We start from the raw sequence: 26,623 nt of genomic DNA, 5'->3' as shown, positions 1-26,623 counted from the left end.
TCAGTAGTGCCTGTAAAGGGTGATTTTTGGCTGTATATTCCGATATGTCTGGCCGGGATAAAGGCTGTTCTGTTTAAAATCTGAATACCAGGTACCCGATTCGTCGTAGATACATGCATGCCCATTCTGATGCGCACCTGGTAATGCGTCAATTACTGCGACATCACCCTCAATGGGTGTGCCGTACACCTTGCTGAATCCTGCCTTCTCAAGAGAGCGCCAGAAGTTTTTTGCATCAGCACCATCAATTTTCAAACCTCCGGCACGAATAGCTGCAGCGACGGCGCGAGCGCAGTAACCCGTACTGTTATGATGTGCGTGGCTGCGGGCATATGACACAGCTTCATGCTTATTCCATGACATAAAATAATCCTTATTTTATTAACTAAACGTAGTAATAAGGAAACATTACACCGAATATTTACAATGGTTTGTAATTGATAATAATCTAATATTAACCATCATCAATCTAATAAATAATGGTTAATAAAATTATAAATACATATTATGGTTGATGCTTATCTGAGGATGCGTCAGTAAAATGATTTTTTTGCGCGTAAACTGGAAATGATTATCTGCTGAAAAATAATTCAGCAGATAATCACCATCTCAAGGTAACAGAGAGGCTCACTCCCCAAGCGTCGCCACCATCACCGCCTTAATCGTATGCATCCGGTTTTCCGCCTGGTCAAACACGATGCTCGCCGCCGACTCAAACACCTCGTCCGTTACTTCCATCCCGCCGTGCAGATCGAACTCCTTCGCCATCTGCTTGCCGAGCGTGGTCTGGTCGTCATGGAACGCCGGCAGACAGTGCAGGAACTTCACGTCCGGGTTGCCGGTCAGCGCCATCATCTGGGCATTCACCTGATACCCGCGCAGCAGCGCAATCCGCTCCGCCCACTTCTCTTTGGCTTCGCCCATCGACACCCACACGTCGGTATAGATAAAGTCCGCGCCCTTCACGCCCGCCGCCACGTCTTCCGTCAGCGTGATTTTCCCGCCGTGCTTCTCCGCCAGCGCGCTGCACTCCGCTACCAGGCTCTCTTCCGGCCAGCAGGCTTTCGGGGCCACCAGGCGCAGATCCAGCCCGGTCAGCGCCGCCGCTTCCAGCATCGAGTTGCCCATGTTATTGCGCGCATCGCCCGCGTAGACCAGCGTCATCTCGTTAAACGCCTTGCCCGGCAGGTGCTCCTGCATGGTCAGCAGGTCCGCCAGCAGCTGGGTCGGGTGGAACTCGTTGGTCAGCCCGTTCCACACCGGCACGCCCGCATACTGCGCCAGCGTTTCGACGACTTCCTGGCCATGGCCGCGATACTGAATGCCGTCGTACATCCGCCCGAGCACGCGCGCGGTGTCCTTAATTGACTCTTTATGCCCAATCTGGCTGCCGCTCGGCCCTAAATAGGTAACGCGCGCGCCCTGGTCAAATGCGGCAACTTCGAAAGAGCAACGGGTACGGGTCGAGTCTTTTTCGAAGATGAGCGCGATGTTTTTACCGGTAAGTTTTTGTACTTCCTTGCCCTTTTTCTTATCGGCTTTGAGCTGTGCGGCAAGGGTCAGCAGAGAAGTGAACTGTGCAGGGGTAAAGTCGAGCAATTTCAGAAAGTGTTTCTTGTACAGATCAGACATTTTATCCTCACATGGCGAACGCCACTTATTGAATTAAAATTCACTTTATATGTGTAATTATTCATTTGCAACCCCGTTTCACAATTCTTTCTTACAAAGGTGGAGGCAAACCCGTCCGTGTGTGAAAATAGAAGTATCTGCCGCACTTTAAAGAGGATTGAGCCATGGCAAACCCGGAACACCTGGAAGAGCAACGCGAAGAAACGCGTCTGATTATTGAAGAGCTGCTGGAAGACGGTAGCGATCCGGACGCGCTGTACACCATTGAGCACCATTTCTCTGCGGATGATTTCGACGCGCTGGAAAAAATGGCCGTGGAAGCCTTCAAGCTGGGTTACGAAGTGACCGAGCCGGAAGAGCTGGAAGTGGAAGAGGGCGACACCGTCATCTGCTGCGACATCCTGAGCGAAGGCGCGCTGAAGGCGGAGCTGATCGACGCGCAGGTCGAACAGCTGATGAACCTGGCCGAGAAGTTTGACGTGGAATACGACGGCTGGGGAACCTACTTCGAAGATCCGAACGGTGAAGACGGCGAAGAAGGCGACGACGAAGATTACGTCGACGAAGACGACGACGGCGTGCGTCACTAAGCGTTTCAGGCGGTGGCGCGCGCCACCGCTTTTTCAAGGCAGAACCATGGATTACCCGCAGATACTCGCCCCCGTACTCAACTTCCTCCAGTGCCCGACCCCGCAAGCATGGATTGATAAAGCCCGCGACCCGGCGAACCTGCCGCTGCTGCTCACCGACCACATGGTGTGCGAGCTCAAGGCCGCCCAGACCGCGCTGCTGCTGGTGCGTAAATACGTCGCCGACGAAAGCGGTGCCGACGCGCTGCTCGACTGGCTCAAACCCTACGAACAGTTCACCTTCCGCGACGGCCCGGAGCCGGACTTCATCGCCCTGCACAGGCAGATTGGCAAAAGCGTGATGCCCAAAACCGACGACCCGTGGGGCCAGCGGCTTATCGACAGCATGGTGCTGCTGATTAAAGAGGAGCTGCACCACTTCTGGCAGGTTCGCGAGGCGATGCTGGCCCGCGACATTCCGTACGTCAAAATCACCGCCAGCCGCTACGCCAAAGGAATGCTGAAGGACGTGCGCACCCACGAACCGCTGACGCTGATCGACAAGCTCATCTGCGGCGCCTACATCGAAGCCCGCTCCTGCGAACGCTTCGCCGCGCTGGCTCCGTACCTCGACGACGACCTGCAAAAGTTCTATCTCTCGCTGCTGCGCTCGGAAGCGCGCCACTATCAGGACTACCTGACGCTCGCCCGGCAGGTGAGCGACGACGATATCTCACCGCGCATAAAGCTTTTTGGCGAAATTGAAGCCACACTTATCTCGACACCGGACAACGAGTTTCGCTTCCACAGCGGCGTGCCGGTGTAAACCGGCACAACTCAAGGATAAGGATGCGAGATGAATAAAACGTGGACCCGTATTGTTATTGTCGTCATTGCGGCTGCCGCCGTGGCGTTCTGGGTGTTTTTCGACAGGCAGCGCGCCCCGGAACGGCAGATGGATAACGCCCTCAACGCGATGCCCGCCTGGCAGGTGATTAAGGAGCAGGAGCCCGCGCTGCATCAGCGCATCCTCGACCAGATGGCCGCCCTGCAAAAAGCGGGCGAGCCGGAGCAGCAGATTATCGACACCATCCAGCCGCAGATCCTGCATCTGCAGATGTCGCGCCTGCAAAACGCCCCGGACGCCAACGTGGTGAACTACATGACCATCAATATGGAGCAGACCGCCGCCATCCAGAAGGTGAGCGACGACGCCTGCTTCCGCTTCCTCTACCCGATGGTGAAGGGCGGCGTGAACCCGATGCGCATGCTGGATAAAGACCTGATGACGCGGCGCATGCAGGCCGACGCCGACATGATGCGCGCGGCCTACGGCAAAAACCGCCACACCGTGACCCCGGCCGAACGCGAGGCGGCCGTCGAGGATGTGCGACCGATTATGAAGGCGCTTGCCGATAAGTACGGCGAGGACATCCAGCTGCTGCAGATGCCGGAGAAGGCGGCGGGCAAAGAGAAGCTCTCCTGCGATATGGTGCAGGAGATGTGGGCCAAGGTGCTGGCGCTGCCGGAGCAGAAGGCGGCGAGGGTGATTCGACTGGCGGTGTCTGAGCTGGAGTGAAAGGGCGCTGGTTTTTTGGGCACTTAGCGTGGGTTTCGCGCGTCGTCGCTTGCATGGCGGCGCGCGACAGGTATAATCCACAACGTTTCCGCATCCCCTTCAGTGCCGAAGTGGCGAAATCGGTAGACGCAGTTGATTCAAAATCAACCGTAGAAATACGTGCCGGTTCGAGTCCGGCCTTCGGCACCAAAAACGATTGCGATAATCGGAAAACCTACAACAATCAATACGTTGTACAATGAAGCTGGACGTTGACGGCAACTACAAAATGGCCGCATCTCCGGCTTTTTTTGTTTATAAAGCCTCGGGCCGGATCTTTTCACTCACTCCCTGTTTTGTCAATCTCTCTCCACGCAACTTCTGAGCATCTCGACATTGTGTTCAATATAGCTGAGCGTCACCTTAATATCGCGGTGTCCGAGTAGTTTCTGCGTGACATACAAATTTTGCTCCGGTTTCTGCATCAATTCTGTGGCAACGGTATGACGGTAGCGATGTGATGAAAAACGGCTGTGGCAGGCATCGCTGAGTTTGGCAAAGAAATAACTCACCTGATTTTCTGTCATCGGTTTACCCTGGCGTAGCGTCCGCCGACTGAAACGATTGATGTTGAACAACTGATCGTCAGCCCGTATTCCCTTTGCTTTCGCTTCTTCAAGCAGATGCTCCAGATAGGGCCGCAGTCGGGAGGCGATGGGAACAATATGTTCATCATGGCTTTTACTGCCTTCGATCTGAATAAACAGCGTGTCATGGACCAGATCGATATCCCTGACCCGCAGGTGAATAAGCTGATTCAGCCGGATAGCGGTGTAGTTGAAGGTTTCGACTACGGTCAGCCAAAACCATGCCGGATATAAAGGCGAACGATAGCCACGCTGCATTTTTTCCCGTTCGATAAACTGGTTCAGCACTTTGCGGGATGCGAGGATTTGCTCGCGGGTCAGGGTTTTCTTTTTCTTACGAGATTCCCGCAGCGATGTTTTCTGGAATGGATTGATGAACTGCTCCAGTAGCCCCTGTTCAATGGCGAAGTTATACAAGGCTCGCATATGGCGCATATAGTGATTCCAGCTCACCGGCTTGATACAGCGCACATTTAGCAGGTAATGGCGCCACTCCAGTACCATATGCGGTGTGACTTCGGCGGGTAGGACGTTGCGCCAGTGAGTAAACTGATTTACCGCCGTGCAATAGCAGCTCTGGGTATCAGGGCGCAGCAGACGGGCAAAAAAATACTCTTCCAGGAGCTGTTCAAAGGTCATGAGTGTCTTCTCCTTCACTGAGCAAGAGATGAGGGTTATTAAAGGGAACGTCATCTCCAAAAAGCGGCGTGGGATCGTCAAGCAGATATCCCTTCAGACGTGAACAACGGCGTGGGCCGACAACGGCGCAGTGCCAGATGTTGAGGCCGTTTTTTTGTTTTCGGTGAAGATTCAGGTTCTGGAACTTCTTCTGTACTTCCCGCCAGTATTCTTCAGGGACATTCTGACCGCAGGTGCTAAGCCAGAGTTTGAAAATACCGGGCGTCACCAGAAACACCGACCCGGCGACGGTATGGATCCGGGCGTTAGGTTCATTGACTTCCAGATGTTGAGCCTGAACGTTACGCACCAGCCACTGCCAGAAGGTTTCGCCGGATAGTGCGGTATCGTTTTGTTCGGGTAGAGGGGATGGTTGTTCTACTTCAATGTTCGTTGCAATCACCGCTTCTGTCTCATTTCGGATTTCCGCTATCGGTGTGACGGTTCCAATGAAGGTAGCGGGCCGCTGTTGTGGATCTTCCCAAATCAGCGAAGGGGAAAAGCGTAACAGCGTGAGTTCACTGCTCCAGCCGCCGCTGGCCTCAATCCGGCAATGCCATATGGCTTTGTCCTCACAGGGGATGAGTAACTGGTGTGCCTGCATCTCGTCGAACAGCCGCACGTTATGCTGCGGTACAGCATCAAGCCCCTGGCGCAGCAACCAGCCGCGCACAGCATCGGCAGCATTCTTGCTGACCAGCCACAGCGCCTCTTCCGTCAGCCAGCCGTCAGAGCCTCCATTCGGGTTGTTGAGCCGAAACTCATGCGCCAGCAGGTCGCGCAGACTGGTGATAATTTGCTGCGGCAGCGAGGTTTGCGGACGATGGATCGCCTTGACCGGATCGCCGCCGAGATTAAATGCCACCGACGCCCGGTCGGCTTTCTGCACCAGTTCACCCGCCAGCCCGGCATACTGATACTGTCCGTTCAGGCAGTGGAGTAGGGTGGATAATGCAGCGGTGTCGGCGGCGAGCCAGTCGAGGCTTTCCGGAGGGAGCAGTTGGGTAAGCAGGAGAACTGCCGCAGCCGGATGGCGCAGGTAATCACGTTGCGGCAGATAGCGAAATCGATAGGGTTGGGTCAGCGGGCCATGCCATGGAAACCAGCGTTTCCCGCTAAAATTTTCCACTTCAATATCGGTGATGAGTTTACCCAGATCGTGCAGCAGCGCGGCGTAGATGATAACGGTGGTCCAGCGTTCGGACTGCGCGGCCTGATCTTCCGGCGCTGCATCAGGCGGAAAAAGATAACTCTGCCGCAGCCGTGCGGCATAGCAGGCGGCTTCGAGGCTGTGATCGAGCAGGCCACCTGCGTGGGAATGGTGGTGGTTTTCCGAGGCTGGGAACAACTGCGCCAGTTCTGCGAAGCGGTGGATTGGTATCAGCCAGAAGCGTTCAAACAGTGAGGCGGGAAGGGCGGTGCTCTGGCGAATAAACTGGATCAGCTGTTGGCGGGTAGTTTCAGCTAGTAGCGTTTGCGCGGATTCAGGATGCAGCCATCCCTCCGTGACGTCTGGTTCGCCAGTGGATGGTGTGGTGTTTTGCTTTTTGCGCGTCAGCCATATCCGCATAATGGCCCTTTATTCCCAATGGATTTTGAGGTGCAGGAAGGCGGTGACGCAGTGAATCCCCTGGAGCTTACATAAGTAAGTAACTGGGGTGAGCGAGGAAAGCCAACGCACCTGCAACTCGAAAGACGAAGGGAAGCCCCTTTTCGGGTAAGCCCGTTCCCCCTTCACTCTCTTCCCCTTAACCCTTTGGATTTTGCCTTTTGGTGCCGTCAGATTTGGGGCGAAACTGTTTATTGGGTTGCGCAAATTTATTGGAGTGGAGAAAAACGGCAGAGCAGGATGCTCCGCCGTTGATATGAAGGTCATGCGCTCAGCGCTAACGGCTGCTGCGCCCGTTCAAGCAGATACTCACAGGCATTACGCGCTAAACCGCTGGCGCGGAAAATCGCTTTTTTGTCTTGCTGCAACACCTTCAGCCACGATGCGATGTAACTGTCATGCTGTAGCTTCGACTGGATGCCAACGTGAGCACACAGGAAAGCCGCTCCCATTTCGGCGACCAGCTCTTCAAAACTGTACGTCGGATCGCCGAAGGTATGCTTTCCGGCAGTGATGCCGTCCCGGTTCAATCGTGAAGCGTGTTTGGTAGCGTGCGTCAGTTCATGCAGCAGCGTGCCGTAATAATCCTCACGCGAAGTGAACTGCTCAGGATGCGGCATGATGATGCAGTCGCGCCCCGGCGAGTAATACGCCCGGTTCTGGCGTCGGTGAGTGATCGTCACCGCGCTTTGCCGGGCAACCTGCTCAGCGGCGGCGATAGGATCATCGGCCATCACGACAGGCTGTGAAAACGCCTCCGGTAGTCCTTCACATTGTTGAATGTTGAACAGCCGAAACTCGCGTACCACAGCATAAGACGTCACTTTAGGATTGCCGTCAGCATCAAGAACCATGTTCCCATTGCGTTCTACTACCTCGCGTTGTTGGGGCAGATAGAACACGGCCAGTGTAGATTTTTCGCCTTTGCGGATGTTACCGCCCGCATTGCGAATTTGAGTGAAGGTCAGCCAGCGATCGCTTTCATATCCCTGTCGTTCTGCGCTGTTCCAGAGCAGAGGAATGTTGATGCCATGATAAAACCGCCCGGATAAGGCATTCATCGGCACCACCGGTTCCCCTTCCCGCCATGGGCGAACCCAGGGAATCACGCCTTTCTCCAGCGCGGCGATGATTTCATCGGTGACTTTCTGGTAAAGATCGTTGCTTCTGTTCATAAGCGTAACCTCATGATAAAGAAGCCGGGTACAGCGCTCCCGGTCGGGAGTCGCCCGGCACGGGGAGTGAAGGATGCTGAGGCAATCAGCAGGTATGAAGGGCAGTAACCAACAGGTGGTTATCTTCAAGCGTTAAGCGCAGCGGCGTCATCAGCGGTACATTGCTGCTGCCGTCAGAGGGTAAACAGTACAGGCCGAAATTAATGCTCTTACGGTCCGGGCCTGCGCTTTTGAATGTCAGCATGGTGGCGACAATCAGGTTTTCGAGACGGTCGTCTTCCTGAGAGGGATCGGGTGGAAAACTGACTACCTTTTCCCAGGCTTCGGTTGAGACAGACAGCGATAAGGATTTTGCTTCAGGGCAAGATGAAGTTGACATAGCGTTTCTCCAGTGATGAAAGCAGAGAAACACCGCCCGGCAGGGAGGGTTCCCTGCATGGTGGGGTAGAGGATGTATCAGGCGCTAAGCGCTGTCCACGAGGATGATACGGAGCGGACGAAAAGGCGAGCCTCACCGGGTAAGGTGGCAACCTGAAGGCTCTGGTTGCGGGTCAAACTTCGTACAGATTAATACGGTATCAATAATAATCAAGAGCCTGGTGTCTCAGGGCTAGAGTTTGGATTCGTTATTCTGAAGTCCAACACTGGTGTGCTGGATTTATCCGCTATAGGGGTTAAAAGCAATTTATCCATTGTAGGGGATAAAGCAGTTTGGGCAATCGATGATACCTGCGAAGCTCACGGTCTCAGGCTTTGAAGATCTGTTTACGATGCCAGCCGACGTATTGTTCAGTGGGCCACATCGATTTGTCGTGAGGAAGGTGTAACTGCTGGCCGTTCCGTTGCCAGAACAGGTTATCCACCACCGGGCTACGGCTGACGCCGCCGGAGATGCGGATGGTAAGGTTTTCATCCAGCCCGAATGCGCCCATATCAAAAGCATCGTGGTGCAGCGAACATAGCGCCAGACCGTTGTTTACCACACACGGCCCGCCATAGGTTTTCCAGTGAATATGGGCGGCTTCAATACCAACCAGCGCACCATCGAGTCGTAGATCGTAACTGCAGAAAGCACATCGCGAATGGTAAGCCCGAAGCACGATATCCCTGAAACGCGGATCGCGGTTCTTTGAACGGTCGATAAAATCCAGACCCAGTTGGTTGGCGAGGATCCGCTGAATACTCTCGGGGAAACGATCCATCAGGATCTGCTGGGCCAGTTGGTCAATTACTTCAGGGTGTGCAAGCAGTTGCTGGTAAGCTGTTTCATCAAAACCCCCCGCTACCTGATTATCAATCAGCTCTTTCTTTGTCGGCTGGGTGTTGCCTCTACGGGGTTTGCAGCCTTCCGCATTAGCAATTTCCCAGAAGCCGTCAGTTCTGAGTCGCCAGAAAGGCATATTGGGATAGTCAGTGCGTCGCTTGGGGCCAAACTCTTTTAGCAGGCGAGTGAGTGGTTCGTGGATCTCTAGGCCGTAGTTAAACAGGCGCGGGTGGCCTGCTTTGTACTGTGACAACACATACAGCAGCAGCAACGGTTTATGCGGCGCGCATACATCACCCTGACGCCATACAGAGACGTTAGAGATAGCCGATTGCAGTGTTTCGAGTGATGTCATAGGAATTAACCGGGTAACGGGCTGATATTATTGCGATCATGCTCGCAAAAGCGGTGAAATTCAATTGTTGCTTGTGACATTAATAAGGAAGTTAGACACTTTAATGTCTGAGAGTTAGACATCAATGAAAATGTCACTTGATGGAAAAAATTATCTGGGGCGAGAGAAACCTAAAGAGGATGTAGTCTGACAGATACCTATATAAACAACTGGTACCTGTCAGACTAGGTGCGTGCTAACGCACCTTAGTTGATAAAATCTAATCCGACTCGAGATTTTGATACACCGAGTCTACCTAATAAATTCAAAGCATATTCGTAGCGTAATTCAGCAACTATTTTTGCTTCTACGGATATTATGTTCATTTCATTTTCAGTGGGCTTGGCATATTTTAGTGCTATTATTTTATCTTCAGAGAAAATACCTTGATTTTCCACATAGCAATCCATTGCTTTAGGATTTGCCTTGCCATCGAGTCCAACGGTGAAACTAAGAATATGTATTTTCCCGTCATGTTCAGACTGAACGAACAATAGATTATTCTGTGTGGAATAATTTAGTATTTGTCTAATTGATTCATCTTCGTTGATTTCTGGCAAATTGGGTAGTTTAAGCTCGTTTTGCATATTTTTACGTGTATTATTTAAAGCAACTTTCGCATCATACATTTTCACGAGCGTAACAGGGAGTAAACTATTTCCGTTTTTCTGACCAGGAACAAGGTCACACATAGGAGTTAGACACAACCAGTGATTATTATTGAACTCCAAAACATGCCCCGTAACCAAATGATGAGCAGTTATTTTTTTTGAACAACTGAAACAATTTGCATGTTTAATTTGTTCAAGCTCAGCATCAAGTGTAGATTTCTCTATGAAATAGTTTAAAGGTGAGTTAATTTTCTTTAAGTCGCGGACAAGATTAATTGTAAAATCATCAAGACTCTGTTTTATTTCGTATGCTAATTCTTCCCACAATTTAGTTACTGCTTGCCATGCAGCTGTTTTGATAGCATATTCATCCTCTTTTTGAAGTAATTCCTTTAGCCACGCCGCCTGTAAGAATTTTTTGTTAATTATATTACTTGCAGCATAGCTACCATTACTTTCAATTTCACTTCTGAGTTTTGATAAAATAAGTTTGTGCGGATGTGGTTTAGAGTTTGACAAAGCCTCCAAAAGTTGATTCGGTATGTCACTGATTGGTGTGTCTTTTTTACCAAGGACAGTAATAAATAAGTCTTCTGTTTTTATCCAATTGTGGTTTTCATTTGTCCCCCAATCAAAGAACTTTGATGTCTTATTATTAAATTGGTCAGCGTATCTATGTAACTTTTCTGATGAGATCCATTTAAAAATCAATATTTTGGATATGTTTATATTGTCTGGTTTTTGATCAAATATATTATGAAAAACATCAAGAACTTCGTAGTCGAAACATCCTGAACTTAAATTTGATCCGAATTTATTAATCAAGAAAAGTAAATCTAATGTAGAAACTGAATTAATTAGATCTTCCCTGATACTTGGATCTTCGATTTCCCATTCATCTAAAGCATCATCTATTCTAGATTTGATTTTATCATTTAAAATACTAATAGCGGGTCTTTCCTGTAAGGAAGTAATAATATCGATTAGTACCTCATTAACTGAACCCTTTTGTCCATCATAACCTTTAGTATGCACTGCAACAATATTAAAATGACGATTTTCAGATAGATTTTTAATAATATCTATAGATTTTTTACAATATCCAGAGTCCTCTCCATCTAAATGATAGTCCAAGATTAGTAGATCACTGTGATAAAGACGGTTAGATACGGTTCCCTCTTGAATTTTCTTTTCTTTTCCATTATAGACATCTAAAAGCCAATTATATTCTTCACTTCGACTTATATCAATAATATCTTTTAATCGAGAAATGTTGTCTTGAGAAAAACTGTCTTTGGTCGGTGAAATTAAATCATCAATAGTTGGGTATTCATCATCGATGACTGTCACAGTTCTAATCGGATCAATATAAGCAGATTTTAAATGTGGTTTGTAATCGAAAGTAGAATTATCAAGCATTTTTAATTCCTTTGAAATTAATTACAAAATTAGCACCATTTAGTATTTTTTTCTCTGTTCTTGTTTCGTAGAAAATACTATGGCCACTCACTGCTAAATTTTGTTTGCAGAGATAAAGGCCAACCCCGCGACCACCTCTTTGTTTCTTGGAGAAAAATATAGTGAAAAGTTCGGACACGTCATCAGGATCAACCCCTGGCCCATTATCACTAACATATATCAAACCATCAAGTACATCTAACCTAATAATTCGACGCTCTTCTTTAGTTTCTTTAACCCAATATCGTGAGTTGTTTACTAAATTAATAAACACAGGATAAATTCTGGCTGGTTGATCATATAATGAAATATCTAGGAAATTAGTAGAGCAAGAAAATTCAATTGAATCTTTTTCAAATTTACTGTTGAAAAAATGATTAACATAATCAAAAATATCTTTTCCACTCAAGAAAGCTCTTACCTTATCTCCTGATAATTTTAATGGGCTTAAAAAACGCCAAGAATCGCTTAATGATTGATGTGCTTGGGTAATACTTGATAAAGCATTTTTCTGATATTCATCGAGGTTTGTTGATGACAGTCTATTTATACCTCGCTCAATAGTCATATCGAAACCTTCGATTTCATGACCAATTATCTCCACAGTTATTCCAAGTTGAGCGAGTGCATTCACTTGCTCTACCTGTTTCTTCAACCGTGTATTTTCGTTGACTGAAGAGATCGCGAGGCCTTCTAAATCAATTTCCTCTCTTAAGCTTTCTAATGCGGTAATATATGGGGCGTAGGTTTGACCTATTTCAATGTCTTGAATCTGATAAGCAAGATCTAAATTTTCAAGTGTTTTTTTGAGTGAAGTTCTATTTTCTTGTAGATCGGATAAATATTGAGATGTTTTTTCATGGAAAGCTTTATTTGTATTGTTTGTTATCTCTTCGAAACGCAACATCTCTTCTTTTAATATATTGCGTCCTTTATTGGAAAATTTTCTTATTTTCGCATGTAATATGGCTGCTTTGCTACGAAAGTCTTTCTCAGCAATTGAATAATCATCTTTAACAGTAAAATGATCAAGCGCTGAGTATACAGAGTTATTAATCTGCTTTAAAAGACTTTTAGCATCAATCTCTAAATCGCGATACTGACGGTAGTCTTTCTCTATACTCCCTAAATTTCTTGGTACTGAACCTAAAGATAGGTTTTTTAGGGTACCATCCAATACGTCGATGTTTTCTTTGAGCTGTAATAGCTCCTCTAGTTCTTTAAAATTATTCTTGTCGCTTAGAAGCTGTGATATTTCATAAAATTCATTTCTTAAATGTTCTAAAGAAATACGATCTCTTTGAATCGATGTTTTGATTCTTCTTTGCTCTTTACGTAATAATTTTTTTCTATCTTCGTCTGCTTTCAAAGCAGCATGTTTAGCATTTATTTCCTCTAGCTTTTCATCTCGTATATTTGATGCGCGGCCAATAAACCTTTTTGCAATTTCTATTAAAATGTTTTCGACTATCTCTCTAAATAACTTAGATGCTTTATTGTCAATTATACCTTCTCTACCTGCTTTATCTCGTAGGTTGGGGTTATGTTCTTTCGTTATACATACACCACCAAAACATGCCCTATTACTGAACATATAAAAACCAGCATTTTTTGAACGTCTTTTCTCGATTTCAAAAAAGTCATTATCTTCACGTCCGTATGGCATAACACGTAAATCATCACGAAAAACCATTACTCCACCAAACTGATCACGGATACGGTCGAAGGTTGCATGCTGTTCATCTGATAATGTACTATTTTTTCTTATAACTTCAAATGTGCCTAATCTTAAAAAGAAAGGGCCAAAGCGAGTATCTTTTCTGGTCTTATATGCAGATTTAGGTTTGACTGTAATATTATCAAACCATTCTCCGAAGGCTTTCACTTTCCCGGAAAATAATCCACTTTCATCAATACTTCCTTCAACTATATGTTCTAGCTGGTCAAAGTTTGAAATATCAAAGTTTCTAACTTCATCGATAATAAATCGTTGCAGATTACCATTCCATGCGACAACACTTGTATTGAAATCAGTAATCTGTTCTTCGCCTTCTCTTTTAAATGGATTAACAAAGCTATTTAATGTTTGAAGAAAGCGTTCTTTAGCCCGAACCTCTGCACCTTGAGCTTCTGAACCAGCATCTGTTGATAGCTGAGCTATTAAATCGTCATGAATTCCAGCTATAAACATGGCTGTGCCGTGAGTGGTTTTATTATTCCACACAGGCCAAGATTGAAAATGCCTTTCCTCAAAAAAAGCATTAATTACAGTATTCTCGATAGCTTCTTTTGTAATATAATTATTTTCATTTCTTTCTAATTCAGAATAATTTTCCCAAGCTTGTTCAATACGGTTATCTCGTAATATATCATCACCATCACCCCATAGATTTCCCATCAAAGCATCAAACATTTCCGGTATAACAGTGATTAATTCATTGTTATCACTGCATTCCATAATGGGTATCTTTATATCATTAAGCATCAAATATGGGTTTTCAAATATACGCCAATCGAGCAGGCAAGCTACAAGAGGGCTATCTTTCTTTTTGGAAACTAAAAGCATTAATGAGCCCAAGGCCGCACAAGAAAGACGACCGATGCCTTTCTGACCTTGCTTTGCTCGAATATGATCTATTCCGTTTCTATCTTCATATGGAATATCTTTTTTTGTAGCCTTGGATTCGGTTCCTACTGTAAGCCACTTATTGATAATGTCATCTAACGACATACCATGCCCATCATCAACTAAAGTTGCCACAGGTGTATTGCCGTCAAATATATTTAGAGAAACATTACGAGCATAAGCATCATATGCGTTTTTCCAAAGCTCGGAAATTGCGGTTGGACAATCAGCTATTTGCTCACGCCCTAGATGATCAATTGTCCTTGCTCTTGTTTGAAAAGCTGCTGAAATTACCATTTTTCACCTTCTATTATTATAAGGTAAGTAATCATTAAATGATTTTTTGGTCCATTTAAGTTTCTAATTTTGATATTTTTCATACATTACACCTTATCTATTGGGTGCAATTATGTTAAGTAATGCATTTATTAATATTGTGCCTAACATAGGGGGAACTGCATTACCAATCTGTCTTGCTTGCTCTGTCGCATTACCCCAAAAAATATAGTCATCAGGGAACGTTTGCAACCTTGCCGCATGCCTTAAAGTGATGCCGTGATTTTCCCATGGATGAATGAATCTTCCCTTAGATGGATTGTTACACCCAGTTGTAATTGTATTGGCTGGGAGGTGAATCATTATGCGGCCATAAACATCTTTATGGCCTGCGTATCCATTGGAATGACATTTTAGCTCAAATTCTTTTCCTGCATCGCTTCTACTGCCATTGAGTTTTGTGGCTCTGAAACGCTCTTCCATACGCTCAGTTGGTATCATATGTATGTTGCATGGATCTTTTTCGCTTATGGGTGCGTCTTGATATTCTAGGTTTTCAAGTAGCTCTTGTGCTTCATCAATTGAGTAAGAAGTATGTTTAAGAAAGTATTCAGATATATATCTTTGAATTAAGTTATCATTCATCTTCTCAAAAACAGAGGATGCGGTTCTCCACGTATTTTTTGAATTTTTTTTTACTTCATTAGAATTAGGGTTGAAATGAGTAGCTTGAGGTGGAAACTCAATATTATTTCTTTTTTTTAAAATGTCATTTCTGACACCTGCAATGAAAACTCGTTTGCGATTTTGCGGAACACCATAATCACGAGCATTTAATACATCGCAATGAATTAAAGTATAACCATTTTTGGAAGCCAAAAACTTAAAGCGTTTCAAATGGGCTTCATGTCTCTTCCATAACAAACCGGAGACATTTTCTACCAAAAAAGCTTTTGGTTTAAATTCACAAACAAAATCGAAATACCTTAAAAGTAATTTATTTCTAGGATCATCAACACCAGCATCATTAATTCGATGACTGGAAAAACCTTGGCACGGAGGTCCACCAAGTATCATATCAAGCTCGCCTTTCTTGAGCTTTATTTTTTTTCTTAACTTTTTTGGGCCTACGAGTAAAATATCTTCCTGTAAAAGTTCGGTCTTATGCTCAAGCCTTTCTAACATATTTTTTCTGTAGGTGTTTGCAGCCGCGCTATCGAATTCTATAGCAGCAACAACATCTATAGCGCCTGTATTGTGGGCGGATAAACTAAACCCTCCAGCCCCCGCAAATAAGTCAATTGCCTTCATATAAGTCCAAAAGTAACTCCTAAATCTTGATATTTTACTCTTTTTTTTTAGAAATGCAACAAGCAAATATTATATATGACGAAAATAGACGTTATTATTATCTTTAGCGTAGTCCTGACAAGGGGGATCTTTCATGTCTTTATAGTATGCAAGTGTAAAAAATAAACGGTTTATTGGTTGTGATAATGAATATAATATTTAATTTTTATTAAAACAAATAATTTTAAAATACCCTCCTTTAAGAGGGTATTTTAAAAAATGGAGTATTAGATTTATCTTTCTTGCTCTAAACTGAAAGTTAAATTTTTTATCATCCATTTCGATGTAGGCTCATGAAGATATTCAATGTTAGCTTCCTGATTTAAAGTTTTTAATTTGAGGATTAAAGATGAAATACTATCTTTTCTTTTCCCCTTATCATCGTCGATAAGTTGAATGGCATAAATAAACTGCGCCCAGTTACAATACGCTGTATCTTCATCTGATAGCTCTTTGAGTGGATAGGCATAATGTTTTGTTATGAATAATTTATATATTGTTAATTTTGGTACATGTTTTGTTATTTGCAACGATTTTCTTAGTTCTATTTCGGTTATGCTGTTTAACCAATTGTTCATCGAAGTAAGCCAATCCGACGCTTGTTTTTTTAATCTAGTGGTTCGAACATGTTTTGCATGTAGATCAGCACCATAAAGTTCTTGATGTTTTAATTGACAAAGAAAAACTATTCCTGTGCTTTTTTCGACAACAACTAAGTCTATATCAGTTAATGTTTTACCATTCTCTTTTATCTTTATATTTTCTTGGTATTGTAAATTACTGAAACTTTCGTTCAAAACACCTTTTATTGCTCTTTGTAATACTTGTTCTCGTGATTGTTGCTGCTTATCATAATCCTTACTAAAATGAAACCTTAAGGAGTCATGAAGATATTGTAATGGTGAGCTATATCTTGCTGCAATACAGAAGAAGAAACTTTCATCAGAGCTTTGAATCAGCATCGGTAGCTCTGCTCCAGGGTTGTCTAATAACTTTATGTTTCTTCTGCTATAAGAAATTACTTCAAAAATTTTACGTGCATCGTTTAATTCAAGCTGAGTATATCCTTTTAGCGACGATCCAAAGTAATTAATTGCATCACACATGCTTTCTATAAATTCGTCTGTATTTGCTGAAACTGTTAGAATATTCTCTAATTTTATTGTGGTATGTTTTATTGTGAGTTTTTCTGAAAATCTTAAATGTTTTTCAATTACCGACATTATAAATCCGATAGCTAATTTATATTTTTGAAACTCTATCCCTCCAAATTTTACGGAGTAGTGAAAAGTGTCAAATCCATCTTGATTGAAAAGCTCTGAATAGGTGAGCCCAAAAAAGAATTCATCTAGAATAGGTGCGGATTCGTACCCTATAAAATAAGTGTCATATGGATAAACTAAATCAAACAACTTATTGTCAACATCTACTTTGAATTCTTCCATGAATTTTGATTTATAAATTCTAATGAGATTTTCTCTGTATTGATCTTTATAATGATTAGATATGTGCTTTTCATGGCTTTCTTCATCAACAAGTATTGATGGTATGGTTATTTTAAACTCATTCCCCCCTATTTTTTCTATTTTAGTGTGGCCGGAATAAACTGACTGCGCAATTCTCCTTCCATGTTCGATCATTCCTAAGCCTCTTACAATATTATGTGTCTCAGCGCTTATTTCAGAGCTTTGTAGAAACATTATAGCAGGGGCTTCAAACGAGGTTCGTGCTTCAAGGGCTAATTTAATTAATCGAGAGACGCCCAGTTTAAATATATAATAATATTCTTCCTGACTAAATGTCGCGTTGTATTCACTATGGTTTTTATAATGCATTAAATTTAGTTCGTTTACAGCTGAACGTAATATCATACCTAGCCGATCATCTTTTAAAAGCTGAGTAAATGGCTTTTCCTGTTCATTTAGAGACTTGAAAAATTCTTTCAATATATTATTATCTGACATTGTAAAACCTCTAAAAATATAATGTGCAGTTCATTATAATTAATTTATTGTCGTTTTAACAATGTCTTTTTATATGTTGAGTCTGAATGTTTTCTGTTTTGATATAGTGAAGCTGTATTTTTTAAATTATAATTATGTATAGGCTTGAAATGTGTCATTGTTTGTGAACTGTAAACCATATTAATACTTTTGGCTGAGGACTGCTTTATGTTATTTTCCCCCATACCTTCCCCCCGCTATCCTGCGCCACCTTAACTCCACCCGCCAGCGCCCCATTCACCGCCACGCCAACCCTCACCCCAGCCCACGTCATCGCCCCCAGCCAGAATGTTGGCAGCACCAGAAACATCGACCCCATCACCAGATTGATAATCACGTCATCCTGCGTATTCTGGATCCCGGCCAGATTCCAGCTACTGTGAGTATCACTGCTGTAAAGCACATCCAGCAGCCAACTATCAAGCCAGCGCGCCAGTTCCCACCAGAAGGTGAGGAAGAACAGTGCGAACTGCACAAACGTCAGCGTCATCACCACCTTCACATCCCACGCCGAGCAGAGCGTTATCAGCGGAATACAGATCACCAGCGCCATTTGCAGCAGCGCCTGTACCATCGGTAGTGCCTGGCGCACGCTGTCGAACGCCGGGAACGTGGCTATGCTGCCGAGGATATTTCCGGCGCTGGATGCCAGCCGGGTGGCGGCATTGGCGACAGTGCCATCAACATTACCACCATAACCTGGATAAACGCGCCCGTTCTGTGATACCTGCATATTGCGTTCACTGACCAGCGAGCGCAGCACGGCCTCTTCATACACTACCTGCGACTGGCCGATCTTTTTAAACGCCGTCCAGATATCCGGGGCCGGGAGTTGCAGGAGTCGGGCCTTCAACCCAACCGTATCGTCGGCCCACCACTGTTTACAGAGGTGGGATAGCCGCCCGCACCCGTATCGGCCAGCCCGGCGTCGCGTGATGCGCTGTACGGCCAGGCGCTGTGTGGTGAAAGCGCATGGTCGGTATCGTAGTAACCAGCCGTGTTGAGAAAGTACGATGATCCCAGCCAGGCCGTATCATCACTGGTGTCATCGTCCAGCTCTCCGGCACGAAATTTCAGGCGGGCGCGGGAAGGGGCGTAACACTCTTCAACGAAATCCCGCAATTCCTGAGCCAGAGCTGGATCCTTGATTCGGGTGTGCTGTACCTCAAAGCGGATCTGACGGAGGTCAGGCTGGCAGGGCAGAGTAGCAATCGTTGCGCTGGTGATGCCTTTGCTGATCACATGAATAAAATACCACCAGACAGGAACGGCGGCGGTTTTGCCGCCCAGCGAGTTTATAATCGGTTGATAGCCGGTATCGGCGGGCTCCGGCACCGACATGCCGCACTGCTTTGAGCGCGTGGTGTCATATTTGATGGTATCGAGGTCGATGTTCAACATTGGCACGCAGGTGAACATAATGACCAGCAACGAGGTGTACATCAGGTGCTCGGTCCAGATCAGAGACAGCGCGGCTTTGTTGCCTTCATCCGCTCCCTGGCTTCTGGCCTGTAACCACAGTGCCAGCAGCTTAATCAGCAGCGGCAGGGCGAATAACCCGGTAGCACTGATTGCATTCCATAGCCCGTTATTGACCACCCAGCCGAGCAATGTAAGAAAATATTCCAGATAGCTGTTGGTCGTCACCGGAACACCTCCGGCACGATTTCGTTGAGTACAATCAGTACGATAAATATCAGCGCGATACGGCGGATTGCCGGACGATGTGGGGGTAAGCGGTCGTACAGATGCCAGCCCACACCACAAACAACGCCGTACAGCATTATGCGCCAGGGCAGCAGGTCGCTGCGGTTAATCTGCGGTGTATTGTCAGCAGCCAGATAAAACATCACTACCATGCAGACCAGGAGCAGGGTGCCGGATAGCATTAGCCGTTTCATTGCGTATCCCCGCCAGTGGGTTTGCTGAGATCGTCCACCCGTTTATCGGTGTCGTCCTCTATGCCGACAGCCTGACCTTTAGTCTTCGCCCGCATGGTCTGGCGTTCAAGGATGGTCAGTGCGGCGTTATCCGCCAGCGCCTGGCGCATATCCAGTTCTAGCTTAAGCTGGGACAGTTCCTGGTCGAGCTGGGCGGTGGTCTGAGTCAGTGCGGTTTGCGCCTCTTTCTCACCGGAGATATTGGGTTCGCGCATCCCTGCCAGCAGCGTGCGCCGGGCCATCAGCGCCTGCTCCATCACGCGGGAGAGCGCCAGTTCGCCGGAGAGGCGCTGGATAAGCACCGCTGCATCGGGATCGTCGCGCAGCGCCTCAATCACGCCGCGTGTCAGATGCAGCTCTCCACCACTGGCCTGCGCCAGCGTGTCATCGTTAACGGGCCGGCTGCGGTTCACCATATCGATAATCAGCGGCTGGATCTTATCCTGCTCTTCCTGAATCAGAGGCGTCAGCCCGACGCCGGATTGAGCGCCGCTTTGCTGGCTCGTATCGCCGGACTGATCGTTATCCGGGGCAACATTAATGGTCTGCTCGCCAACCACACGCGTCAGCCATTGCGCAGCGTCGTCGGGTTTGCTCCACACCTGGCAAAGTTCACCCTGACAGTCGTTGCTGGGTACCGAACTGGTGCTGTTAGCGCTGCGATTATTGAGGATGTTGTAGCCTGCAACCGTCGTATCGCGTATCAGTTTTATGGGCGGTTGGCCTTTACCGCCGCGATGTTCGCCACTCACCCAGCGTTTACCTTTCTCTGCCGCTTCTTCGGCAGCTCTTTGGTCGGCGCGAACGGCATCTTTTTCGCTGGCCGCAATGCCCTGATAGTTCTCCGCCTGGGCGCTCTGCGTCCATGCCGGACCGAGCGCATAATCGGTCATCTTGCCTGCCATCTTTTGACAGCTTAACAGGGATTTATCGAAGTCGAGCCGTCCCTGAAGTACGCCGTTGGTCAGCAGATCGTAGAGCTGGGGATTGGCACGCTGGATCACCATCGCTGGCAGGCTGGCGACCGCGCTGGTTGCGCTTTCGATAACCTCTCCCATTAGTTGCTGGAAGCCGTCCGTCACACCGTTGAGCTGGTTGCGCACCGTGGTATCGATATCGAAATTGCCGCACATCATGTCGCTGTTCCAGCTTACGCCTGCTGTCAGCGGGAAGGTGTTACGTCGGGTTGCTGAAGGGGGAATGGCCGCACCGCCGCCGATGCGGTAATACATCCAGTCGCTGATCGCCCCCTGTTGCTGATACTGATATTTATCAGCCGCCGGGGCGAGGAAGGCGACGAACAGAAGACACCAGGCTGAGCGCATAGTTAACCTCCGCTGCTGCCGAGAAAGGTCTGCCCACGACGCGGGCAGCATTTATAGGGCCGCCACAACGTCCAGACATATGCGCCATCTTCCGCCAGTTTATCGGCGTAAGAATCGGTGGAGGAGCCATCCGGGAAGATGGCGCAGGAGGCGGATTTTTTTGGAACCAGCATCTGCCACTGATGGTTACTGCTGTCGCCTTCCGTAACAGGGTCTGGAGGCCAGTAGCCGTCGTGTGAGCTGGCTGTCAGCGGAATATAAACATGTGACTGACCGCTGCGTGTTACCAGATCGGCGGTGCGTTGGGCGATGACTGCCCCGGCCTTGTAGTCATGCGTCTGGCTGAGCGCCCCGGCTCGTGGGTAGATATTGCCCCACATATCGCCGTCTTTGCTGACTTCGCGCAGTCCTGGCGTTAACGCCTTCGGGTAAAACATTTCCGGTACGCCGCTGCGCCATGCGATCGCATCCAGCGTGCTGAGAAAGTAGGGGAGAAAAGGCTGTGACGACGGGGTGCAGACGTAGCCAAATTGGGCAAAGAAGTTCGCCAGCGCATCACCGGCAGGGAAGCCAATCGCATCGGCGTTTTTGAAGCGGACTTTGCTGTGCTGGCCGACGGCGCGGGGATTGGTATCACCACCAGCTTCGGCGATACCGGGCAGCGGTGGGCTAAGTAGCGACATCTCGGCCCACGGGTTTTGCCCGGTCACGCTGTAGGCTGATACCACCAGGTCCGGGCGAAAATGGCGTACTTTTACCGAGGTACGCACTGAGCAGCCAAAGGGCGAGCAGAATAACCAGTAGCAGACGCCCACGATCTGGTAATGCACACATTCCGGCGATAGCGCGGAAACGGCGATTTCTGGCGTGGTGATGGCCTGTGCGAGATTGGACAGGCACAGTAGCGGTATGAAGAACAATCTACGCCTGAGCATGTTTCCTCCGCGACACGATGAATACAAAATGGTGTACGCGGAGGAAGCATTTAGCGCAGTAAGAAATTCAATACTGCCTGGAAAGATATACTGTTGTGGTTATCGCTGGGAGCTACTTTCCGGCTCCAGCGCGCCGATAGTCGGTGGTGTTCCGATAGCCTGATTTAACGCATCGTGTGCAGGTGCGCCAGTAACAGCGATCCCCGCATTAATGGCCGGTGAGCCGGGTTGCGGTAAATAGTCCCGCCAGAGCACATTCTCCGGACCGGGGTTAGCCAGTCGTGGATCGTCGATTAACGCATAACTGTCAGAGGGCATTACCGGAACATTATTGTAGAGATTGTGGTCGCCAGTAATGGCGGAGTCGTTGTAGTCCCAGACTGGAGTAACGCCGGAGCCATCACCCATCAGGATGTTGTTAGTCAGCTTCAGCTCAACTGCGCCATCGTTGGTTGCCCCTTCTGTCAGAATAAGATGGGCCCTGGTTGTGTCTGGCGGCAGCAGAATGGTGTTATTGTAGATCTGGCCGTTAATCACGCCGCCGCTGCATACCTGGAAGGTGCGGGTTTTGTCCGCTACGGACAGGTTATAACGGATCACGAAATTGCGCGATTTGCCGGGAACATCATAGCCATAGGGGCAAAGCAGGAAAAAGCCGCCTTCATTGCCCACGGAAATATTGTACTGATAGACAATGCCATTCGTTGAGTGATCAACATCGTAAGACATACCGTCTTGTGTGGTATGGCCACCTGAAGCGAAATTGTACTGGTAAACGATATTGTCGCTGTTGGCCGACCACATTCCTGCATTTGGCGAGCCGGAGCGCATATTAAAACCGTTCAGTACGTTGTATTCCACCGTACTGTTCGTACTGGTCATGGGCGCGATGCCATCGCCACCAATGTCAGAAAGTATATTATGGCTGATATGGGTATTGTTGAATGGCTGCCACTTCGCAGTACATAAGCTGTACCAGAACTCGACCAGTTCCGGGCGCTGACACCAGTTGGACCAGGTGTAGATACCCTCGCGATCGACGGCGTGAATAATATTATCGCTGATATCCAGCCCGCTAAACCAGGTGGGTGTGGTGTTACCGAGCGCCTCCACCACAATGCCGCCGGACGCATGGGCATATTTGCCTATGCTGCTGTCCGAAGGATTTTTTGTGGCTGGCATTTCTCCACGGACATCATGAATATTCAGGTGCTGAAGGCGGATCCCCTGATGTTCTCCACTGTCGGTGGCGCTAACCCATAATCCCCGGCGGGGGGATTTTCCATCGCCGCTGGCCGAAAGTTCCAGATTCTGTACCGTTACCCAACTGACATCTGTCATGTGGAAAGCCGCTTCGTTGCCGTTTGCTTCTATGCGAGGTAACGCCGTTCCTTCGCCCCAGGCATCATAGATAACTGGGGCATTCTCTGAGCCGGAAGTTGCGGCGACCACTTCGCCATTACAGGTGGTGCCACGGCGAAACAGTATGCTGTCTCCCGGATGCAACTGACGGTTGTTAAGCGTACTGATTGAATTAATAGGATTGCTGGCGGTGCCATCACCGTCAACGGTAGCGGAGCAATCTATATAAAGTGACTGTGCGTGGAGGGAAAAAGAAAATAACAGCGTGAGTGCCGTAAAGAATAACCTGTACCGCAGATTACTCCCCTTATACCGGCTGATATTCTTTGATAGATAAGTTGTCATGATATTAGCCTCATTTCTGAATGAATCGGGGTAATAAAACTGGCTGTTAATCATTAACAAAATTAAGAAAGGGATATTGCCAGACAGACCACACGATGCCATTTGCTTACGGTTTGATACAGACGGTAAATATCGGGTATGAAACGACGTTTCTGCTCACGAATGTGTCAAAAGTCACAAAATTATCAATTTTGATATGACAGTTGTTATAAGCATTCTGGTCCTTTGTTTTTTACCATTCCCGCACACTGTTCTGCGTCGTTGTCGTCGGAAAACAGTGCCTCTGTTTGATGATGCTTATTAAGGTGGCGGCAATGATTAAAACACATGACACCCGATGGAATGTGATCCTCTGGGGATTCTTTTTCCTGTTTTATTACTACAACTGGTCTTCCTGCTTCCTGTTTTTACCCATGTGGCTAACCCGGATGGTGGGGCTGGATAAAACGCATATTGGTATGGTGTTTTCTTCCTTCGCCGTTGCTGCTATCTGCCTGCAACCGCTGCTGGGCTGGGTAACGGATAAGCTGGGGCCGAAAAAACACCTGCTGTGGCTGATCGTTATCCTGATGGTGCTCTTCGCGCCGTTCTTTATCTACGTGTATACCCCGCTGCTGCAAAGCCATTTTGCGATTGGGCTGGTGGTGGGCGGGCTGTATCTGGGATTTATCTTCCACGCGGGCTATGGCGCGGTGGAGGCGTTTATCGAGAAAGTTAGCCGTAATCGGGGCTTTGAATATGGACGCCCCCGGCTGTTTGGCTGCTTTGGGTCGGCGGCCTGCGCGACTATCTCCGGTATTCTTTATGGTTTCGATCCGACATGGATTTACTGGATTGGTTCGGCGCTGGCTTTATTGCTGGTGGTGATCCTGCTGGTTGCTCGTTCTGAGCCGCTACCGGGTATTGAGGCGGAGCAGGTCCGCCAGCAAAAGGTGAGCGTGCTGGAGCTATTCAAACTTCGCCAGTTCTGGTATTTCACATTATATGTATTAGGTGTTGCCTGTATTTACGATGTTTTCGACCAGCAGTTTATTAATTTCTTTACCCGCTTCTTTGACCATCAGGAACAGGCGGCGAGAGCATTCGGTTATATCACTACAGCGGGGAATCTTGGCGATGCCGCCGTGATGTTTTTTATTCCACTGCTGATTAATAAATATATTGGTAGCAAGAATGCATTATTAATTACCGGTACCATTATGACGATTCGGATCGTTGGTTCCTCCTTTGCTACCGGACCGATTGAAGTGCTCTTCTTACGGATGCTGCATAATTTTGAAGTGCCTTTCCTGCTGATTGGTATTTTCAAATATATTGCTGACGTTTTTGATACTCGTCTGTCCGGGACCATCTATCTGGTGGGCGTGATGTTTATCAAGCAGTCCGCCGCTATTATTTTATCGACCGTCGCGGGTCATTTCTACGACACCATCGGATTCCATAGCGCCTATCTGATCCTCGGCAGTATCACTGCCGCGTTTACTCTGCTGTCCGCTTTCCTGCTGACTTCAACCCCACGCCAGAAAACGGCGGACGCCCGCACACTCGCCACACTCTAATGGAGAGAATCTTATGCAACCGAATATTCTGGTCTTTTTCACCGATCAACAGCGCTGGGACACGGTGGGCTGCTACAACCCTTCCGTCAGTACCACCCCGGTACTGGAGCAGCTTGCCCGCGAGGGCGTGAAGTTCGAAAACGCCTTTACCGTCCAGCCGGTCTGCGGCCCGGCGCGTTCGTGCCTGCAAACCGGGCGTTATCCGACGCAGAACGGCTGCTATCGCAATAATATCGCCATGCGACAGGATGAGGTGACGCTGGCGAAACTGTTCAATCAGGCGGGATATGACACTGCCTATATAGGGAAGTGGCACCTGGCGGATCTGGATGAAAAACCGGTACCGGAAGAACTGCGCGGTGGCTGGCAATACTGGCTGGCGGCAGATGCGCTGGAACATACGTCGCACCCTTATGGCGGTCACTTTTTTGATAACGATAACCAGCCAGTGCATTTCGATGGCTACAGGGTGGATGACCAGACCACGTTCGCGCTCGATTACCTGAAAAATCGCCAGCGAGATAACCCGTTCCTGCTGTTTCTCTCTTACCTGGAACCACACTTCCAGAACGATATGGCGCGTTTTGTCGCCCCGGATGGCTATGCCGAACGCTTCCAGACGGCATCGGTGCCGCCGGATCTGATTAACCGCCCCGGCGACTGGCCGCAGAACCTCCCTGATTATTACGGCATGTGTCAGAACCTGGACGAAAACTTTGGGCGTAGCGTCGATTACCTGAAGGCCAGCGGCGAATACGACAACACGATTATTCTGTTCTTCAGCGATCACGGCTGTCACTTCCGTACCCGTAACGAGGAATACGAACGCTCGTGCCATGAGTCCAGTATTCGCATCCCTTGTGTGGCGCGAGGTGGGCCATTCATCGGCGGCAGAACGGTGGAGCATCTGGTGACGTTGCTGGATATCCCGGCCACGATGCTGAGCGCCGCAGGTATTACGGTGCCTGATGCGATGATGGGGCGTGATCTGCAAACCGCACTGGACACTGAGCTCTGGGACGAAGAGGTGCTGATCCAGATTAGTGAGTCGGAAGTCGGGCGGGCGCTGCGCACACCGCGCTGGAAATATGAAATTGTCGCGCCCGGCAGCGATCCGTGGAATCAACCTGCCGCAGAGATTTATGTAGAGAGCCAGCTTTACGATCTGCTGAATGATCCATGGGAACGTCAGAATCTGATTGCCAGCCCGGAACATGCACGGATCCGCGAGAAATTACGTCAGGATATTGGCCGCAAAATGACGGCAATTGGTGAAGACATGCCCGTTATTGTTCCGGTGGAGTAAG

Annotated in this window: 21 protein-coding genes, 1 tRNA gene and 1 pseudogene; 6 read left to right on the top strand and 17 right to left on the bottom strand. The window is 47.8% G+C overall.

Going from position 1 to position 26,623, the window contains the following annotated elements; all coding sequences use genetic code 11:
* The 3 genes from AC4IBF_RS19330 to argL form a co-directional block, all read right to left on the bottom strand.
* Window positions 1–363: a CHAP domain-containing protein gene (locus AC4IBF_RS19330; protein ID WP_136195688.1), complete on the bottom strand. Its 363-nt coding sequence runs from the start codon at window positions 361–363 to the stop codon at window positions 1–3.
* 264 nt (window positions 364–627) lie between these two features.
* On the bottom strand, window positions 628–1,632 hold the full coding sequence (argF, locus tag AC4IBF_RS19325) for an ornithine carbamoyltransferase (protein ID WP_032675854.1): 1,005 nt from the start codon (window positions 1,630–1,632) through the stop codon (window positions 628–630).
* On the bottom strand, window positions 1,602–1,697 hold the full coding sequence (argL, locus tag AC4IBF_RS19320; RefSeq protein ID WP_213014347.1) for a putative translational regulatory protein ArgL: 96 nt from the start codon (window positions 1,695–1,697) through the stop codon (window positions 1,602–1,604). The genes argF and argL overlap by 31 nt, the downstream gene beginning before the upstream one ends.
* 99 nt (window positions 1,698–1,796) lie before the next feature.
* Between argL and rraB the strand changes: the two genes are divergently transcribed.
* The 4 genes from rraB to AC4IBF_RS19300 all read left to right on the top strand — a co-directional run bounded on the left by rraB (window position 1,797) and on the right by AC4IBF_RS19300 (window position 3,969).
* Window positions 1,797–2,222 carry a ribonuclease E inhibitor RraB gene (gene rraB, locus AC4IBF_RS19315; protein WP_006810300.1) on the top strand — a complete coding sequence of 142 codons (426 nt, stop codon included), beginning with the start codon at window positions 1,797–1,799 and terminating at the stop codon, window positions 2,220–2,222.
* Between the two features lie 46 nt (window positions 2,223–2,268).
* A complete protein-coding gene (gene miaE, locus AC4IBF_RS19310; RefSeq protein ID WP_491463055.1) occupies window positions 2,269–3,027 on the top strand; it encodes a tRNA isopentenyl-2-thiomethyl-A-37 hydroxylase MiaE in 759 nt (252 codons plus the stop codon).
* Between the two features lie 30 nt (window positions 3,028–3,057).
* Window positions 3,058–3,780 (top strand): topoisomerase II, encoded by a 723-nt coding sequence (locus tag AC4IBF_RS19305; RefSeq protein ID WP_143344595.1) that lies wholly within the window; start codon window positions 3,058–3,060, stop codon window positions 3,778–3,780.
* 104 nt (window positions 3,781–3,884) lie between these two features.
* A tRNA-Leu gene (locus tag AC4IBF_RS19300) sits at window positions 3,885–3,969 on the top strand.
* A gap of 149 nt (window positions 3,970–4,118) precedes the next feature.
* Here AC4IBF_RS19300 and AC4IBF_RS19295 read toward each other — a convergent pair.
* From AC4IBF_RS19295 to AC4IBF_RS19230, 14 genes and pseudogenes are all read right to left on the bottom strand, one after another.
* On the bottom strand, window positions 4,119–5,045 hold the full coding sequence (locus AC4IBF_RS19295) for a tyrosine-type recombinase/integrase (protein ID WP_491463054.1): 927 nt from the start codon (window positions 5,043–5,045) through the stop codon (window positions 4,119–4,121).
* Window positions 5,035–6,654: a MobH family relaxase gene (gene mobH / locus AC4IBF_RS19290; protein WP_491463053.1), complete on the bottom strand. Its 1,620-nt coding sequence runs from the start codon at window positions 6,652–6,654 to the stop codon at window positions 5,035–5,037. Before mobH ends, AC4IBF_RS19295 begins: the two co-directional genes overlap by 11 nt.
* A gap of 302 nt (window positions 6,655–6,956) precedes the next feature.
* Window positions 6,957–7,868, bottom strand: coding sequence for an ArdC family protein (locus AC4IBF_RS19285; protein WP_491463052.1), 912 nt, complete (start codon window positions 7,866–7,868; stop codon window positions 6,957–6,959).
* Between the two features lie 85 nt (window positions 7,869–7,953).
* The gene (locus tag AC4IBF_RS19280; protein WP_108429541.1) at window positions 7,954–8,247 is read right to left on the bottom strand and encodes a hypothetical protein; all 294 of its coding nucleotides are present in this window, start codon (window positions 8,245–8,247) and stop codon (window positions 7,954–7,956) included.
* 367 nt (window positions 8,248–8,614) lie between these two features.
* Window positions 8,615–9,487, bottom strand: a complete 873-nt coding sequence (locus AC4IBF_RS19275; protein ID WP_491463051.1) for a phosphorothioated DNA-binding restriction endonuclease — start codon at window positions 9,485–9,487, stop codon at window positions 8,615–8,617.
* A 245-nt stretch (window positions 9,488–9,732) separates the two neighbouring features.
* Window positions 9,733–11,556 (bottom strand): response regulator receiver domain, encoded by a 1,824-nt coding sequence (locus tag AC4IBF_RS19270; protein ID WP_000886597.1) that lies wholly within the window; start codon window positions 11,554–11,556, stop codon window positions 9,733–9,735.
* Window positions 11,549–14,518, bottom strand: a complete 2,970-nt coding sequence (locus AC4IBF_RS19265) for an ATP-binding protein (RefSeq protein ID WP_491463050.1) — start codon at window positions 14,516–14,518, stop codon at window positions 11,549–11,551. Before AC4IBF_RS19265 ends, AC4IBF_RS19270 begins: the two co-directional genes overlap by 8 nt.
* Window positions 14,519–14,611: 93 nt before the next feature.
* Window positions 14,612–15,808, bottom strand: coding sequence for a DNA cytosine methyltransferase (locus AC4IBF_RS19260; protein WP_491463049.1), 1,197 nt, complete (start codon window positions 15,806–15,808; stop codon window positions 14,612–14,614).
* Between the two features lie 272 nt (window positions 15,809–16,080).
* On the bottom strand, window positions 16,081–17,811 hold the full coding sequence (locus tag AC4IBF_RS19255) for a hypothetical protein (protein ID WP_139821392.1): 1,731 nt from the start codon (window positions 17,809–17,811) through the stop codon (window positions 16,081–16,083).
* 205 nt (window positions 17,812–18,016) lie between these two features.
* Window positions 18,017–19,497, bottom strand: a pseudogene (locus tag AC4IBF_RS19250) (conjugal transfer protein TraG N-terminal domain-containing protein).
* Complete coding sequence (locus AC4IBF_RS19245) at window positions 19,494–19,751, bottom strand: hypothetical protein (RefSeq protein ID WP_080899846.1); 258 nt, start codon at window positions 19,749–19,751, stop codon at window positions 19,494–19,496. Before AC4IBF_RS19245 ends, AC4IBF_RS19250 begins: the two are co-directional and overlap by 4 nt.
* The gene (locus AC4IBF_RS19240) at window positions 19,748–21,115 is read right to left on the bottom strand and encodes an integrating conjugative element protein (RefSeq protein ID WP_108429535.1); all 1,368 of its coding nucleotides are present in this window, start codon (window positions 21,113–21,115) and stop codon (window positions 19,748–19,750) included. Before AC4IBF_RS19240 ends, AC4IBF_RS19245 begins: the two co-directional genes overlap by 4 nt.
* A 2-nt stretch (window positions 21,116–21,117) precedes the next feature.
* Entirely contained in the window at window positions 21,118–22,050 is a 933-nt protein-coding gene (locus AC4IBF_RS19235) for a TIGR03756 family integrating conjugative element protein (RefSeq protein WP_491463048.1), read from the bottom strand.
* A gap of 99 nt (window positions 22,051–22,149) precedes the next feature.
* The gene (locus AC4IBF_RS19230; protein ID WP_491463047.1) at window positions 22,150–23,391 is read right to left on the bottom strand and encodes a pectate lyase; all 1,242 of its coding nucleotides are present in this window, start codon (window positions 23,389–23,391) and stop codon (window positions 22,150–22,152) included.
* Window positions 23,392–24,071: 680 nt separating this feature from the next.
* Here AC4IBF_RS19230 and AC4IBF_RS19225 point away from each other — a divergent pair.
* Together AC4IBF_RS19225 and AC4IBF_RS19220 are read left to right on the top strand one after the other, a co-directional pair.
* On the top strand, window positions 24,072–25,316 hold the full coding sequence (locus tag AC4IBF_RS19225) for an oligosaccharide MFS transporter (protein WP_491463046.1): 1,245 nt from the start codon (window positions 24,072–24,074) through the stop codon (window positions 25,314–25,316).
* Between the two features lie 13 nt (window positions 25,317–25,329).
* Window positions 25,330–26,622, top strand: coding sequence for a sulfatase family protein (locus tag AC4IBF_RS19220; RefSeq protein ID WP_491463045.1), 1,293 nt, complete (start codon window positions 25,330–25,332; stop codon window positions 26,620–26,622).
* Window position 26,623 lies beyond the last annotated feature (1 nt).

The sequence above is a fragment of the Enterobacter sp. Taxon_8 genome, assembly GCF_058354585.1.
The sequence above is the reverse complement of the archived record's forward strand: the minus strand, read 5'-3'. Positions and strand labels throughout refer to the sequence as shown.